A 14851-nucleotide genomic window follows, 5' to 3' on the forward strand; every position below is an offset into this window, starting at 1 on the left:
TCAGAGTTGCCAATTTGTCAAGTCAGAAAAAGAACCGATATTGAACTGCTACTTGTTTATAACCGTCTGCATACGCTTCGGTTAACATGTTTGTCTCTCGAAGATCCCCCCAACCTCCGATAAATTGGAGGTCTGAGGGGCTTTTCTCCAGGCTGTCTAAAATTATTGGAGAAGTACTACGTAGTTTAATATGTCGCGAAATTGACAACAATTATTTGTCTGTGTTGTCAGTTTGGGTTGACCAAGCTTTATTCGTGGACGCAAGTTAACTGCCGAATTGCGTGATTTAGGGGAATATACCGTTAGCCCCCTTCGCACTTGATGGTTAATTAATAGTGTCGATCTTGTCTGCTTATTTTCAAGTTGCGATCGCACTCCTGGCACTCATTGAGCAATTTTAAGTCATCTCTAGTATAAAAGCAGTAATAATTGCCCTTAAAAAATATTGCTTTGTCTAAATCAGTCATAGTAGAGTTTACACCTACTGCATACAAAGGCTTCTCTAAGTGTGTTATCAGAGTGGCTAAGTTGTATGTGAACTCAACCAGCAGCTAAAATCAAGGTTTATAAGCATCAAATATGAATGTTTTACTTCTCTACCCCCGTTTTCCAAAAAGCTTTTGGTCTTTTGAAAAAACACTGGCTTTATTAGACCGTAAAGCAATGCTACCGCCTTTAGGCTTGGTAACTGTAGCCGCGATATTACCTCAAGAATGGGAGTACAAGTTAGTAGATCGAAATGTTCGCGCCTGTACCGAAGCAGAATGGGCTTGGGCAGATTTGGTTATTATGTCGGCGATGATTGTCCAAAAAGAGGATTTGCTTTCTCAGATATTAGAAGCAAAACAAAGAGGTAAACGGGTAGCTGTGGGTGGCCCTTTCCCGACAGCGTTACCAGATGAAATGACATCCGCCGGAGCAGATTACTTAATATTGGACGAAGGGGAAATTACCCTACCCTTATTTGTAGCAGCGATCGCACGGGGCGATCGCACAGGAATTTTTCGCTCTGGCGGTGAGAAACCAGATGTTACCAACACTCCAACCCCTCGCTTTGACTTGCTAGAATTTGAAGCCTACGCGGAGATGTCGGTGCAATTTTCGCGTGGATGTCCCTTCCAGTGTGAATTTTGCGACATTATTGTGCTATACGGTCGCAAACCCCGCACTAAAAACCCAGAGCAATTATTAGCAGAACTAGATTATCTCTACAAACTGGGTTGGCGACGCAGTATTTTTATGGTGGATGACAACTTCATCGGTAATAAGCGGAATGTCAAATTATTTTTGAAGTCCCTTCTGCCCTGGATGGTAGAACATAATTATCCATTTTCCTTTGCCACAGAGGCTTCAGTTGATTTAGCCCAAGATCAAGAACTGATGGATTTGATGGTAGCGTGTAATTTTGGAGCCGTTTTTCTGGGAATTGAAACCCCCGACGAAGAAAGTCTTACTTTCACTCAGAAATACCAAAATACCAGAGACTCACTCAGTGATGCGGTAAATAGAATTACCCGCTCAGGGTTGCGAGTTATGGCAGGCTTTATCATTGGGTTTGATGGCGAGAAAGTAGGAGCAGGCCCACGAATTGTCAAGTTTGTCGAGGAAACAGCAATTCCCACGGCCTTATTTAGTATGCTGCAAGCGCTTCCAGATACAGCGCTTTGGCATAGATTAGAAAAGGAAGGACGACTCCGCAATAAATCAGCCAACATCAACCAAACCACGTTGATGAACTTTGTCCCAACTCGACCTTTAGAAGACATCGCTCGTGAATATGTGCAGGCGTTCTGTGATTTGTATGAGCCAGAGCGGTTTTTGGAGCGTACATACAAACACTTCCGGCTTTTGGGCGAAGCAACCTACCCGAAAAAGGGCAAAGCTGCCAAGAAACCATTGAACTGGAAAGTACTCCGAGCGTTTCTAATTATTTGTTGGCGGCAGGGTGTACGTCGTCAGACGCGCTGGCAATTCTGGCGCAACTTGTGGAACATGTATCAGCATAATCGGGGTGGAGTCAGTAGCTACTTAGCCGTTTGTGCCCAAATTGAGCATTTCTTAGAGTATCGCCAAATTGTCCGCGATGAAATTGAGGCTCAAGTCGCTGAATTTCTGGAAGCAGAAGCTAGGGTAAAACCTGAAGCACAAGTAATGGTTAATTCGATAGCGAATTAAATTTGGCAATACCCTGCAATGCCAATGCATCGAGATGCAATGTTAACGCGTCGCCCTGCAATGCCAATGCATCCCGATGCAATGTTAATGCGTTCATCTGCAATGCCAATGCATCCCGATGCAGTGTTAATGCGTCACCCTGCAATGCCAATGCATCTTGATGCAATGTTAATGCGTTCGTCTGCAATGCCAATGCATCGAGATGCAATGTTAATGCGTTCGTCTGCATTAAAAACGCTACGCTTTTACCGAGCTATCCGCGCCGACAAAGCCCCTAAATTTATTTATGGGGTTCAAAATTATTGACTTTTGACTTTTGACTTCCCCAAAGGGGTTGGGTTGACCATGCCACCCGATAATTTGGAGATTAATGAAACGACTGCGGCACAATTTGCTCAATTGGTGCTGGATTGTATCGGGCGGGAATATCCTCACAGTGGTCTGTATTGGGCTGATAGCGACGAGGATATAAAACCACCGCGTGAATTGACTCCTACATTTTATGGCTGCTTAGATTGGCATTCAGCCGTACATGGTCACTGGTTGCTGGTGCGTCTCATGCGTCATTTTCCTGAAGCCTCCTTCAATGCAGCCTCAAAACAAGCACTTGAGCAAAGCCTAACACCTGAGAAGATTCAAGGAGAGATTGCCCATTTCCAACGGCTGCCCTTTTTTGAATTTCCTTATGGTGTGGCATGGCTTCTCCAACTGGCTGCGGAACTTCACGAGTGGAATCATCCTCAAGCGAAACAATGGCGGATTATATTGGAACCGCTAGAAAAGTTAATTGCAGGTAACTTACAGCGCTGGATTGACGGATTGAAACTCCCAAATCGCACAGGGATGCATAGCCAAACAGCTTTTGCACTTGGTTTGATGCTAGATTGGGCAAGGATTACCGAAAATGCTGACTTCATTCAGTTGCTAGAGAATAAGGCACGGCAATTTTATTTCAGCGATCGCAACTACTCCTTACAATTTGAGCCGCTTGGCTACGATTTTCTATCTCCTGGCCTTGCTGAAGCAGACCTAATGCGGCGAGTTCTGCCAACAACAGCTTTCGCTGACTGGCTGACCGATTTTCTTCCACAAATACCTATTGATAATTCAGCAAATTGGTTAGAATCACCCGGAGTAGATAATCCTAAAGATTATATGCAATCCCACTTCTACGGTCTTAATCTTAGCCGTGCTTGGATGCTTGAGGGGATCATTTCTGGATTAGCAAATAGCGATCGCCGCATAGAAACACTTCGCTCTGCTGCCCTTCACCATCGTCAGCATGGACTAGCAGATATTGTAAGTGAACATTATGCAGCTAGCCACTGGGTAGGTACTTTTGCTGTTTATCTCCTAACCAATCGTGGGTTGCAAAAGAAAATTGGCGTTACAGAACAGTACGATGAATTGAGACAAGCAGGGGAGGCAGGGGGGGAATTTTAGAAGTTTGCCAAATCATCCCCCTTTCTCTGCAACGCCGAAAATTATTTAATCTCAATGCCCCATGTGCAATCATTAAAATATGCCAAGTAAATATGCCTTAGCTGACTGAGACTGTCAGGATCATAGAGTAAAGAGTAAAAGGCAATCTATTTTGACTTTTAACTTTCTCCTTTTGTTCAACTTTCCACAAGGGTAGGTTTAATCTTGACTAAATTGAAGGTTGGTATCAATGGCTTCGGTCGAATCGGGCGACTTGTGCTTCGCGCTGGCATCGATAACCCCAACATTGAGTTTATAGGCATTAACGATTTAGTACCACCAGATAACCTCGCTTACCTATTAAAGTACGACTCAACTCACGGTAGATTAAAGCACAAAGTTGAAGCCAAGGAAGATGGTATCCTCATTGACGGGCACTTTATCCCTTGCGTGTCGGTGAGAAATCCAGCAGAGTTACCTTGGGGAAAATTAGGTGCAGATTATGTGGTGGAAGCTACCGGACTCTTCACTGACCATGAAGGGGCCGCAAACCACCTGAAAGCAGGTGCAAAGCGAGTGGTAATTTCCGCTCCCACCAAAGATCCAGATAGAGTTACTACCTTGTTAATGGGTGTTAATCATCACTTATTTGATCCCAGCAAGGATATCATTGTCTCCAATGCTAGCTGCACTACAAACTGTCTAGCTCCTATAGCTAAGGTCATCAATGACAACTTTGGGTTGACCGAAGGGTTAATGACCACAGTTCATGCCATGACTGCCACTCAGCCAACTGTAGACGGCCCCAGCAAGAAAGACTGGCGGGGTGGTCGAGGTGCAAGCCAGAATATTATTCCCTCCTCCACAGGCGCAGCTAAAGCTGTAGCGTTGGTTTTACCAGAATTGAAGGGTAGGCTGACTGGTATGGCATTACGAGTTCCGACTCCCGATGTCTCTGTAGTTGATTTAACTTTTAAAACTGCCAAAGCTACTAGTTATAAAGAAATCTGTGCTGCCATGAAGGAGGCTGCCGCAGGTTCTCTAGCAGGTATTTTGGGTTACACAGATGAAGAAGTAGTTTCTACAGATTTTCAAGGCGATACCCATTCTAGTATCTTCGACGCAGGTGCTGGGATTGAGTTGAACTCCAACTTCTTTAAAGTAATTGCCTGGTATGACAACGAGTGGGGCTACTCAAATCGCGTGATTGACCTGATGTTGTCTATGTCACAGAAGGAAAAACTCGCACCGACAGCTGCTGTGGTTTGATTGGTCATTTGTCATTTGTCATTTGTCATTGGTCATTGGTCATTAACTTTTGACCCTTGACCTTGGCTTTTGGGATTTGGGTTGAATAGTAAATATGCTGAAAAAAAAACCTTATTTAGTATCTTTATTTACAAAAGTAGTGATATAAAGCACATGTTAATTTGGTTGGTTTGTGCGATCGCTCACACCATCCAAATTTGCAGGTTACTCCTCAACCCCTAATCCCTATGCGTCGAACCAAAATCATTTGTACTGTTGGCCCAGCTACATCTGCACCCGAAAAGCTGCAAGCCTTGGTAAAAGCTGGAATGAATGTGGCGCGGCTGAATTTTTCCCACGGCGCTTATGAATTCCACGCCCAAACTGCTCACTATCTCAGGCAAATTAGTAATGAGCAGCAAAAGCCGATCGCAATTATGCAAGACCTATGTGGCCCGAAAATTCGTTTGGGAACTTTACCACCAGAAGGGTTAAATCTGGAAGCTGGCAGTGAAGTCACCTTTGTTTTGCAAGAAAAGGGTGAGAGTATCGACGAACTACCCTTACCATTGCCTACTTTGTTCGCAATGGTGCGACCAGGTGAACCGATTTTGATTAATGATGGCCGCGTCAAGTTGATTGTTACCGCTCGTGATGCCGATCGCATTCGGGCACAAGTGAAAATTGGCGGGCTAATTTCCACGCACAAGGGAGTAAACCTACCACAAACTCCTTTACCTGTTAGTTCGATCACCGAAAAAGACTTGCTGGATCTACGCTTTGGGATTCAGTTGGGTGTAGACTGGGTAGCGGTGTCCTTTGTGCGATCGCCACAAGACTTAGAACCCGCCAAGCGAATGATTGAAGCTGCTGGTGCTTCCATCCGCTTAATTGCCAAAATCGAAAGAGCAGAAGCAGTAGAAAATTTTGACTCCATTCTGAAGGTTGCCGACGCGATTATGATTGCTCGTGGCGATTTAGGGGTAGAAGTACCAATTCACGAAGTCCCCCTAATTCAAAAAGATATTATTCGTCGTTGCAATCGGGCTGGCAAGCCGGTGATTACAGCCACCCAAATGCTAGAGTCGATGATTAGCGCCCCCGATCCCACCCGCGCCGAAGCCACCGATGTTGCCAACTCCATCTTAGATGGTACGGATGCAGTAATGCTTTCTGGTGAAACAGCTGTTGGACAATATCCCATCGCCGCCGTCGAGATGATGCACAATATCGCTGTGCGGACAGAACAGGCTTTAGATGAGGGTAGTAAACATGCTTGGTGTCATGAAGCAGGCAGTCTCAGTGTTACTGAATCTGTAGCAGAGTCCGTGTGTCGCATCGCTTATGAAACAGGCTCACGGGCAATTCTCTGTAACACTTCATCAGGAAATACGGCGAGAATGGTGTCTAAATACCGCCCTACTTCTCCCATTATTGCCCTTACCTCTGATATCACCGCTTATCGCCAACTAGCGCTTTCTTGGGGTGTGGAAGCTTTACTGATCCCACCAGTTCACAATGCCGAAGAGATGTTTACCAATGTGGTGAACACAGTTGTAGACATGGGTTTAGCGAATAAGGGCGATAAAGTAGTAATTACCTCTGGTGTTCCAATTGGTAAATCAGGAACAACTAGCTTAATCAAAGTGCATTCCATTGGACAGCCAGTTTCTGCATAAGGCACTTAGAATAAGGCTGTGGCTGAAGATAGTAAGCAAAATTGGGCAATGATTAAGAAAAATTGCCAGAATCAGAATTGAAGGAAGAGTAAAGAGTGTAAATAACTGGGGAATAAGTAAATCCTAAACAAACATCACGGAGTATTTTATGCCTAAGAATTTACTGGAACAATTGCGACAAGTGACTGTTGTAGTCGCAGATACAGGGGATATCCAGGCAATTGAAAAGTTTAAACCCCGAGACGCTACCACCAATCCTTCGCTGATTACTGCTGCGGCGCAGATGCCAGAATATCAGGGAATTGTCGATCAAACTTTACTCCAAGCGAAGAAAGATGCTGGAGCCGGAGCCACCCAAGCACAGATAGTTTCTCTAGCTTTTGACCGTTTGGCAGTAGCCTTTGGATTAAAGATTTTGCAAATCATTCCCGGTCGTGTATCTACGGAAGTGGATGCTCGCTTGTCCTACGATACCGAAGCTACCTTGACTAAGGCACGGGACTTAATTGCTCAGTATAAAGCTGCTGGAATTGGCCGCGATCGCGTCTTAATTAAAATTGCCAGCACTTGGGAAGGTATTCGCGCTGCGGAAATTCTTGAAAAAGAAGGTATTCACTGTAACCTTACTTTGTTGTTTGGTCTTCACCAAGCGATCGCCTGTGCAGAAGCTGGCATTACCCTAATTTCTCCCTTCGTCGGCCGGATTCTCGACTGGTACAAAAAAGATACCGGACGCGATAGCTACCCAGCAGCCGAAGATCCAGGAGTTTTGTCCGTCACAAAAATCTACAACTACTACAAGAAATTCGGCTATAAAACCGAAGTTATGGGAGCTAGCTTCCGCAACCTTGGTGAAATTACTGAACTTGCAGGTAGTGATTTGCTAACTATTTCGCCATCACTTTTGGCTGAATTGCAAGCAACAATTGGAGAACTGCCACGCAAACTCGATCCTGCTAAGGCAGCAAACTTGGAAATCGAAAAGATATCCATTGACAAAGCTACTTATGACAAGATGCACGCCGCAGACCGCATGGCAACCGACAAACTAGATGAGGGTATCAAAGGTTTCACCAAGGCACTAGAAGACCTTGAGAAACTTTTGGCAGACCGACTGGTTCGCCTTGAAGGACAAGTAGTAGCAGCTCATTAGAACGTAACCATAGTTAGTGGTTAGTGGTTGGTAATTCAACCACTAACCATTAGTTAGTTGCATCAGTCCTGATTAATAACGACGGCGGATAATCTGGTATCGTCCGTAAGGCTGGCGTCGCTGGATAATCTGCCGTTGCCTAAACTGCTGCCGTGGTCGAATATTTTGGTATCGTCCAAAGGGCTGCCGGCGTCGGATGATCTGTCGGCGTCGGATGATCTGCCGTCGTCGGATCATTCGGTATCGCCCTGGCCGCCGTTGAGCAATTAAAAGCTCTCCAGTTTTATCTCCAACTAAGTTAGCCTCTGGTGCAGCGCTTTGTTCATTGCGAGCATTACTTAGAGAAATACCCTTAGCTTCAGCTAATGAGGGCGGATACACAAAGGCACATAGCAATAGCGCTATTGAAGATAACTTCTTGAAACCTTTCATGTTTTTGCTTCTACTAGACTTTTGGTAATAACTTTATTAAACACCTTACAGCCAGCAAATTTTTGTTCATCCACTTTTTTTAAACTTAATTTTGGATGAAATTCTGTATTTAAATTTCATCCTTTTGGATAATTGTAAACTGCAGTAATCTGTGTAAATAAAGAGTGATGTCTAGGAAAATGCAATTTTTCTCAATGGTTCAAGTATTGTAAAACCTTCTATCACATGAATGAAAAAAAACAAACCTTTCCTCAAAAGCAATCTTTACGATTTTGTACTCAGAATTTACCCCAAATTAGTTATAGAAGTTTTTCTATCTGAAGATAGTAAACTCAACATGAACAAAGAACTAATCTAATAAATAATACCTTCGCCAATTTTCGAGGATTGGCATAGAGCAAACCTAAGATTTTACACGCTTCTTTTTGCCTGATAGCAGAAAATTGAGCTAATAGAATCCCGTATGGTTTTTATGTCAGTAATTTATACTGTCTTGCCTTCCTGTAAAAGTTTTGACCTTTTTACCTAATAATCAAGCATCTCATTGTCTTGGACTATCTTGGCAAAACTTAGACTTATCTTTTTTTTGGCAAAGGTATTGAGTAACCTCTTTAATAAGGTATAAATATATGACATCAAACGTTCCTCCAGACACTCGGCAAGATGACGCTAAATATGACCCTGAAGATAACCCTGGAACCCAAACTACTGTACCAACTACAGAAGAGGGTAATACTCCTTTAGATGAAAGGTATCGGATGACTGGTCAAGAATCAGGTACTGAAGTTCATCACGGTGCTGAATCAGAAGCGGCTGGAGCTAGTCGTACACCCGGCCATCCCAATCAAGGAACAGATTCTCGTTAATGAAAACCATTCTGGCGTGGAACAAATCCAAGCTGCAAAGGAAAAATTCCAAAAAATGAGGAATTGCGAGAGTCTCAAAACCCTAACAAACTCTCTAAACAAAGAGTTAACTACCTACCATCAACCAATTAACCTTGGTGTTGGTAGGTAATTATTTCTGAAGCCCTAGCCGAAAATTCCCTGTTGGACTTCCCCAATAGTGCAAAAGAATTAAATGATAATTACTTTTTGTCTATGCCATGCCTCAATAGCAAGAGAAATCATTATGGTGCAAAAAAATGGCCCTTGGGCAATAGAAAAAACCTAAAATGGTAATGGATAGTTTTATTACACATGCGCCAAGCTGCGTGCTAATTTTGAAAGTATGTAAAGAAATTGTCAATTTTGACTAATGGAAAACTTCAATATAATCTGTAAAAGCGAAAGAGTATTTTTACAAGTGCAGTCACTTGTGTTTAAGTTTCTTAAACTTCTGATTAGATTGAAATTTTCTAATGTTGAGGAAATTACAAGCAAAGAATTAGCTCAGTTGCTATTAGATTCTGCAAAGCCGAGGCCATTAGTGCTAGATGCACGAAGTCAGACAGAATATGCAGTGAGCCATATCGAAACAGCAACGCACATAGACTTTCTTACACCTGACTTAGCAGTACTTTCAACATTTCCAAAAGACAACCCAATTGTTGTGTACTGCGCCGTTGGCTACCGTAGCGCAAAATTAGTCCAGCAGCTTGATGAAGCTGGGATGAAGTGCATTTATAACTTGAGCGGTGGGATTTTTCAGTGGGCAAATGAAGGAAGGCTCATTTTTAAAGACGACCAACCTACACAGGTTGTACATCCTTACAATGCAATCTGGGGAAAACTGCTGAAAGCTCCCTACCATGCTCTGGAGTAATAGAGTTGAATTTTACCGTTTTTCCCGCAATTTCTATTTTTTATATTTAACATGATATCTTGAGCTAGACCAGCTTTTTGCGGCTGTGCGACAGAAGAATTTTTAGGAGAGATACCTAGCTATCTCTGGGTATTGCGCCATAGTAGCTTCAATGCCAAGTGTCCTGGTATTTTATAACCAAGGCAAATAAATGAATTTAAAATGTGATATAGGTATAACAAATAATCACGAAGAAAGACACTACGAACTCGATTGGTTAAGAGTATTGGCGGTGCTATTGCTAATTTATTTTCATGCTGCCGCAGTTTTTTACCAAGGCGAATTAGGCAATTTTTATATTAAAAATGACTTACTAAGCCCTGTCCTGGGATGGTTTATTTTTTTTGTTCATCAGTGGCACATGCCATTGTTTTTTTTAATTTCTGGGGCTGCCTCTTGGTTTTCTCTTCAGTTACGAACACCAATGGAATATGTGAATGAGCGCTTTCAGCGACTATTAATCCCTTTTATATTTGGCACGCTAGTGTTAGTTCCTCCTCAAGTCTATTACAAACTTCTTACTCATCACACAAATATCGGTTCCTATTTACAGTTTTACCCACAGTTTTTTAACGGGATTCGTCCTCAAGGTAATTTTGAATGGGCGCATCTATGGTTTGTGATCTACCTATTTGTAATATCTATTGTTAGTCTCCCTCTGTTATTATTCTTCAAGCAAGAGATGGGGCAGCGTTGGTATTCTACTATTGCAACTTTCATGAAACAGCCAGGAGCCATTTTCTTGCCTGCTCTACCATTGGCTATGATTGAAGGTGCATTCCGCCCCAAATGGTTTGGTTTTCAAAATCTTTATGATGACTGGGCAAATTTACTGCTGTATCTTTGTTATTTTGTTTATGGCTTTATTCTGTCTTCTAATACTGGATTTAGACAAGCAATTGCCCAATATCAAAAGCTCATGTTGTTTATGGCAATAGTTACCATGTCCATTATCTTTGGAATACAGGTAACTGAGGTACTTCCTGTACGTGGCTATTCTGGAGAATATATTCTTTACCAAATGTTGCGAGGCTTCAATTCTTGGTGTTGGGTAACTGCCATACTTGGGCTAAGTCAGCAATATCTATCATTTACTAATAGTATCCTGCAATATACAACCCTTGCGGCTTATCCAGTTTTTTTGCTGCATCAGACAGTTTTAGTAGCGATATCTTTTTATGTAGTGCAATGGGATTTAGGCGTAACTACAAAATTTTTAATTATTAGTACAGCAACCGTTTTAGTGACAAATGCTTTGTATGAAATGTTTATAAAGCGTCTAAATATTGCCCGATTTATCTTTGGGCTAAAGCCGATCAACATTAACAAGTAAAATGAAGAGAACGATAAAACAACTAAATCGGTATGTCTCAAGTTTCTATTATCATTCCTACTTTAAATGAAGCAACTAACTTAGGGCGGACATTGCGCCAACTGACTTTACTTAATCCTCCTCCTTCCGAAGTGATAGTGGTAGATGGTGGCAGCCAAGATCAGACGGTGACAGTTGCAAAGGAAATTTTTGAGTTATTTAATCAAAGTTTGAATCTACAAATTATTTCATCTCAACAGCCAGGGCGTTCTCTTCAGATGAACTATGGAGCATCAGCAGCAACTGGAGATATTCTTTGCTTTCTTCATGCAGATACTTGGGTTCCAGATGATCTAATCACCGTCATCAATAAGACTCTGGCAGAGCCTACCGTTGCCTGTGGCGGGTTCATTTCTCTGATGTCAGGATCTCAAACAACTCGTTGGGGTATCTCTCTACATAATTATCTAAAAACCTACTACGCACCACTATTATTTAAGCCTCACCTATTTTTTCGAGGATTACGTCTGTTGTTTGGAGATCAAGTAATGTTCTGTCGTCGGGTTGATTTTTGGGATTGTGGTGGATTTGATGAGGCATTACCCATTATGGAGGATGGAGATTTATGCCTGAAGTTAGTTAAAAAAGGACGTATTTATCTGGTAAATCGTATTGTTTATTCGTCAGATCGTCGCGTAGCCAAATGGGGTAGCTTTAAAGCAACTGCAATTTACCTTTACATTGGGTTTTTGTGGGGGATTGGCGTTAATGCAAATTATCTCAAACAGTTTTATCAAGATATTCGCTGATTTAGGCTCCAGTCATAGTGAAGATAGGATATCCGCGTTGAGGCATTAAGGGGATAGTCTGTTTTCAAGTAGGAGCGAATGTATTCGGGAATAGAAGGTGCAACTTTTAAAAAATCCTGACGATACCACTTCAAGATTTTATTACAGTAAAGTGTTTTGCTCTCCATGTCATAACGGACTTTTTCAGGGTTATTTATGAAACGACGTGCATCTTCATCTAATTGCTGACTGACTTGCTCAGGAAAATAAGCTCCCGAACGTAGTAAAGGGCAACCAACCGAAGCACAAACGATCGCAAAATGAATTCGTGGCTCCTGCAATTTGTCCCGTAGAACAGAGTTCTCAATTTTAGCTAAACTATAACTTTCCCCAAAAATGGAATAAGCACGACGTTGGAAGAACCACAAAAAAGCTAGCCAGTTGGGAATCCCTAAAATTTGCGGGCGAATCGATTCTATCGGGTATCTCTCCAAAATTGTCGAAATGGTGAACGCATTGTAAAGGTTGATCCACAATGCCAATTGTTCGAGATTGTTGCTATTAGATTTAAAAGCCAGATTTTTTTGGCTCGATAACCAATCTGCAATTGCTTGGGGTTGCTCTTTTTTCCAAGCAACATAATCTACACGACCCTGTTGATCAACATACTGACGCAACAATCTGTCCCAAGGTTCAAAATCAATCATTATCGCTGTATTGATATGTTAGCCGTTTTTTTTACCTTTAACAATCCAAATTGAGAAAATAAAGGGATTAAAAGTAGGTGTTTTTAAGCTTTTCAGTGATTTTCTATTTCACGAATGATTTAGGTTTTTTGACTGGTTTTAGTAAAACTTTGTCTTAGCTTAACTTTATTCTATCTTGTTACTAGTATTTTTATCAAGACAGCAACAGCAAAGTTCGTAATTTATTCATTTTTATTTTAAGTACCTCTTCAATTATGAGAAAGCCTCTAATCTAGAGTGTAATTAGAGGCTAGGAACTTTGTTATCTGCTTTTATAAAAGCTACCTCTATCACCAAACCTTTGCCTCTAACTATGGAGTACTTGCAGGCATATATGAATAATCGTCCAAGTTAAGTTTATATGTAATTACTGATACAAAGGAAAAATACTACGATTATGCAGTCCAAAATTCCAGCAGGGCTAATATCTTAATTTCTCACCCTAGGTGTACAAAGCTTAATTGAACGCTGAAACTTCTGATAGATTATAAAAGATTTTTTTTGGGTTACAACCTTAGATATCTCAGTATTAACTAATGGAATTACAAAAGGATTGACTGCAATGGAAAATATCAACGCGGCAAAAATGACAGAGCGTTATATTGCTTTGGCTATCGGAATCGCTTATCTACTTTTAGGTTTAGCTGGCTTTATACCAGCTTTAGTTTCATTGCCAGGAACGAACGAATCTTTTATTTCACTTGATGATTCTACTAGCGCTTATTCTGCTGGCTTTGGTTATATCTTTGGTTTAATTCCAACCAACTTTTTGCATAACCTTGTACGCTGCGCTGTAGGATTGTTTGGAATTACTTCTTACAGTAGTGCTAGCGCTGCCCGCTTGTTCAACCGTGCTTTTGCAATTTCTTATGCCTTGCTGGCTGTCATGGGATTGTTGCCCTTCGCTAAGACATCTTTTGGCTTAATGCCACTGTTTGGTTACAATGTTTTGCTCAATGCATTAGCAGCGATCGCAGCTACTTATTACAGCCTTGTTATACCAGCTAAAGTCAAGGGGGTTAATGTAGCGGAAAATATTTAACATCTTTTTGTATCCAATAAGATTTGGTGGCAGAAAAAATAATTTCTGCTGTCAATCTTTTCTTAACCTGCTAAAATCTCCCGCGCATGGCTGATGTATCTATCAATAGAGATTGATTAAGCAACTCCGGTGTAGTGTCAGTTAGTTGCTGATTGAGGCGATCGCAATGACACAAAACAACAATCCTCCTGACTGGACACGACGACAACTACTCCAGTTCGGGCTAGCAGGGATGATTTTACCACTCGCTGCCTCTCAACTATCCAATTGCCAAAAGCGGAACTTATTAGTTATGGAAAGCTCAAAGCAAGTTGAATCTAGAGCTACTGAAGGACAGTTGTTATCCCGCCCAACTCGCCCCACAACAACCGCTTTGACAGGGTTACACCCACTAGGACTGGATGGGCAGCGAGATGGTTTTATTTATGTACCTGAAAGCTATCGAGCAGATCAGCCCGCTCCACTCGTATTGATATTGCATGGAGCCGGAGGCGATGCAGAGGGTGCGCTAAAAATCCTTTATCATCTAGCAATTCGCTTTGGGACAATTCTGTTGGCAGTAGACTCACGCCAACAAACTTGGGACATTATTCGGGGTGGCTATGGCCCTGATATTGCCTTTATCGATCGGACACTAGCACAAACTTTCAGTCATTATGCTATCAATCCGAACCAGGTAGCGATCGCTGGTTTCTCTGATGGTGCTTCCTACGCCCTTTCGGTTGGCATTACCAATGGCGACCTATTTAACCACATTATTGCTTTTTCACCCGGATTCATCGCTCCTGCTAGCCAATCGGGGAAACCCCGTCTGTTCATCTCTCATGGAAAGTCGGATACAGTGTTACCGATTGAACGGTGCAGTCGCCGGATTGTGCAGCAGTTAAAACAAGCAGGCTATGACCTAAAATACCATGAGTTTAACGGGTTGCACACAGTTCCTACTGCGATCGCCGAAAGAGCGATGGAGTGGTTTACTCAATCAGCACCGGATAAAGTGTTTCATTCGTGACAATGCAAGCCGACGCATTAACAATGCAGCCTATTGCCA

At 42.2% G+C, this 14851-nt stretch carries 14 protein-coding genes; 11 read left to right on the forward strand and 3 right to left on the reverse strand.

The features are described 5' to 3' along the window. Positions 1-579 precede the first annotated feature (579 nt). Complete coding sequence (locus tag LC608_RS16135) at positions 580-2175, forward strand: B12-binding domain-containing radical SAM protein (RefSeq protein WP_229554497.1); 1596 nt, start codon at positions 580-582, stop codon at positions 2173-2175. On the opposite strand, the gene LC608_RS16140 is transcribed toward LC608_RS16135, so the two are convergent. Beyond that, positions 2156-2404: a hypothetical protein gene (locus tag LC608_RS16140; protein ID WP_229554498.1), complete on the reverse strand. Its 249-nt coding sequence runs from the start codon at positions 2402-2404 to the stop codon at positions 2156-2158. The two genes, LC608_RS16135 and LC608_RS16140, sit on opposite strands and share 20 nt — an antisense overlap. 116 nt (positions 2405-2520) lie before the next feature. Here LC608_RS16140 and LC608_RS16145 point away from each other — a divergent pair, with 116 nt between their 5' ends. The 4 genes from LC608_RS16145 (at position 2521) to LC608_RS16160 (ending at position 7677) form a co-directional block, all read left to right on the forward strand. Continuing rightward, positions 2521-3618 (forward strand): DUF2891 domain-containing protein, encoded by a 1098-nt coding sequence (locus LC608_RS16145; RefSeq protein ID WP_229554499.1) that lies wholly within the window; start codon positions 2521-2523, stop codon positions 3616-3618. A gap of 204 nt (positions 3619-3822) precedes the next feature. After that, positions 3823-4866, forward strand: coding sequence for a type I glyceraldehyde-3-phosphate dehydrogenase (gene gap, locus LC608_RS16150; protein ID WP_190731386.1), 1044 nt, complete (start codon positions 3823-3825; stop codon positions 4864-4866). A 227-nt stretch (positions 4867-5093) separates the two neighbouring features. Then, a complete protein-coding gene (gene pyk / locus LC608_RS16155) occupies positions 5094-6524 on the forward strand; it encodes a pyruvate kinase (protein WP_229554500.1) in 1431 nt (476 codons plus the stop codon). A gap of 148 nt (positions 6525-6672) precedes the next feature. Further along, positions 6673-7677, forward strand: coding sequence for a transaldolase (locus tag LC608_RS16160; RefSeq protein ID WP_229554501.1), 1005 nt, complete (start codon positions 6673-6675; stop codon positions 7675-7677). A 72-nt stretch (positions 7678-7749) separates the two neighbouring features. Here the strand turns inward: LC608_RS16160 and LC608_RS16165 are convergent, their stop codons facing one another. After that, positions 7750-8109 (reverse strand): hypothetical protein, encoded by a 360-nt coding sequence (locus LC608_RS16165; protein WP_229554502.1) that lies wholly within the window; start codon positions 8107-8109, stop codon positions 7750-7752. A gap of 629 nt (positions 8110-8738) precedes the next feature. On the opposite strand from LC608_RS16165, the gene LC608_RS16170 reads away from it, so the two are divergent. The 4 genes from LC608_RS16170 (at position 8739) to LC608_RS16185 (ending at position 12033) form a co-directional block, all read left to right on the forward strand. After that, on the forward strand, positions 8739-8975 hold the full coding sequence (locus tag LC608_RS16170) for a hypothetical protein (protein WP_229554503.1): 237 nt from the start codon (positions 8739-8741) through the stop codon (positions 8973-8975). 481 nt (positions 8976-9456) lie between these two features. Continuing rightward, positions 9457-9873 (forward strand): rhodanese-like domain-containing protein, encoded by a 417-nt coding sequence (locus LC608_RS16175; RefSeq protein WP_229554504.1) that lies wholly within the window; start codon positions 9457-9459, stop codon positions 9871-9873. 190 nt (positions 9874-10063) lie between these two features. Next, positions 10064-11245 (forward strand): acyltransferase family protein, encoded by a 1182-nt coding sequence (locus LC608_RS16180; RefSeq protein ID WP_229554505.1) that lies wholly within the window; start codon positions 10064-10066, stop codon positions 11243-11245. 32 nt (positions 11246-11277) lie between these two features. Beyond that, complete coding sequence (locus LC608_RS16185) at positions 11278-12033, forward strand: TIGR04283 family arsenosugar biosynthesis glycosyltransferase (RefSeq protein ID WP_229554506.1); 756 nt, start codon at positions 11278-11280, stop codon at positions 12031-12033. Here the strand turns inward: LC608_RS16185 and LC608_RS16190 are convergent. Continuing rightward, on the reverse strand, positions 12018-12719 hold the full coding sequence (locus tag LC608_RS16190; RefSeq protein ID WP_229554507.1) for a DUF547 domain-containing protein: 702 nt from the start codon (positions 12717-12719) through the stop codon (positions 12018-12020). The two genes, LC608_RS16185 and LC608_RS16190, sit on opposite strands and share 16 nt — an antisense overlap. A gap of 601 nt (positions 12720-13320) precedes the next feature. On the opposite strand from LC608_RS16190, the gene LC608_RS16195 reads away from it, so the two are divergent. Then, positions 13321-13800, forward strand: coding sequence for a DUF4383 domain-containing protein (locus tag LC608_RS16195; protein ID WP_229554508.1), 480 nt, complete (start codon positions 13321-13323; stop codon positions 13798-13800). A gap of 166 nt (positions 13801-13966) precedes the next feature. After that, on the forward strand, positions 13967-14812 hold the full coding sequence (locus LC608_RS16200; protein WP_229554509.1) for an alpha/beta hydrolase: 846 nt from the start codon (positions 13967-13969) through the stop codon (positions 14810-14812). Positions 14813-14851 lie beyond the last annotated feature (39 nt).

The organism is Nostoc sp. XA010 (assembly GCF_020829625.1).
In the GTDB taxonomy this organism is placed as follows: Bacteria; Cyanobacteriota; Cyanobacteriia; order Cyanobacteriales; family Nostocaceae; genus Nostoc.

Bases quoted from the DNA above. Each gene is read 5' to 3' on its own strand.
- LC608_RS16135 (WP_229554497.1), top strand. From the start codon at position 580: ATGAATGTTTTACTTCTCTACCCCCGTTTTCCAAAAAGCTTTTGGTCT.
- LC608_RS16140 (WP_229554498.1), bottom strand. From the start codon at position 2,404: ATGCAGACGAACGCATTAACATTGCATCTCGATGCATTGGCATTGCAG.
- LC608_RS16145 (WP_229554499.1), top strand. From the start codon at position 2,521: ATGCCACCCGATAATTTGGAGATTAATGAAACGACTGCGGCACAATTT.
- pyk (WP_229554500.1), top strand. From the start codon at position 5,094: ATGCGTCGAACCAAAATCATTTGTACTGTTGGCCCAGCTACATCTGCA.
- LC608_RS16160 (WP_229554501.1), top strand. From the start codon at position 6,673: ATGCCTAAGAATTTACTGGAACAATTGCGACAAGTGACTGTTGTAGTC.
- LC608_RS16165 (WP_229554502.1), bottom strand. From the start codon at position 8,109: ATGAAAGGTTTCAAGAAGTTATCTTCAATAGCGCTATTGCTATGTGCC.
- LC608_RS16170 (WP_229554503.1), top strand. From the start codon at position 8,739: ATGACATCAAACGTTCCTCCAGACACTCGGCAAGATGACGCTAAATAT.
- LC608_RS16180 (WP_229554505.1), top strand. From the start codon at position 10,064: ATGAATTTAAAATGTGATATAGGTATAACAAATAATCACGAAGAAAGA.
- LC608_RS16185 (WP_229554506.1), top strand. From the start codon at position 11,278: ATGTCTCAAGTTTCTATTATCATTCCTACTTTAAATGAAGCAACTAAC.
- LC608_RS16190 (WP_229554507.1), bottom strand. From the start codon at position 12,719: ATGATTGATTTTGAACCTTGGGACAGATTGTTGCGTCAGTATGTTGAT.
- LC608_RS16195 (WP_229554508.1), top strand. From the start codon at position 13,321: ATGGAAAATATCAACGCGGCAAAAATGACAGAGCGTTATATTGCTTTG.
- LC608_RS16200 (WP_229554509.1), top strand. From the start codon at position 13,967: ATGACACAAAACAACAATCCTCCTGACTGGACACGACGACAACTACTC.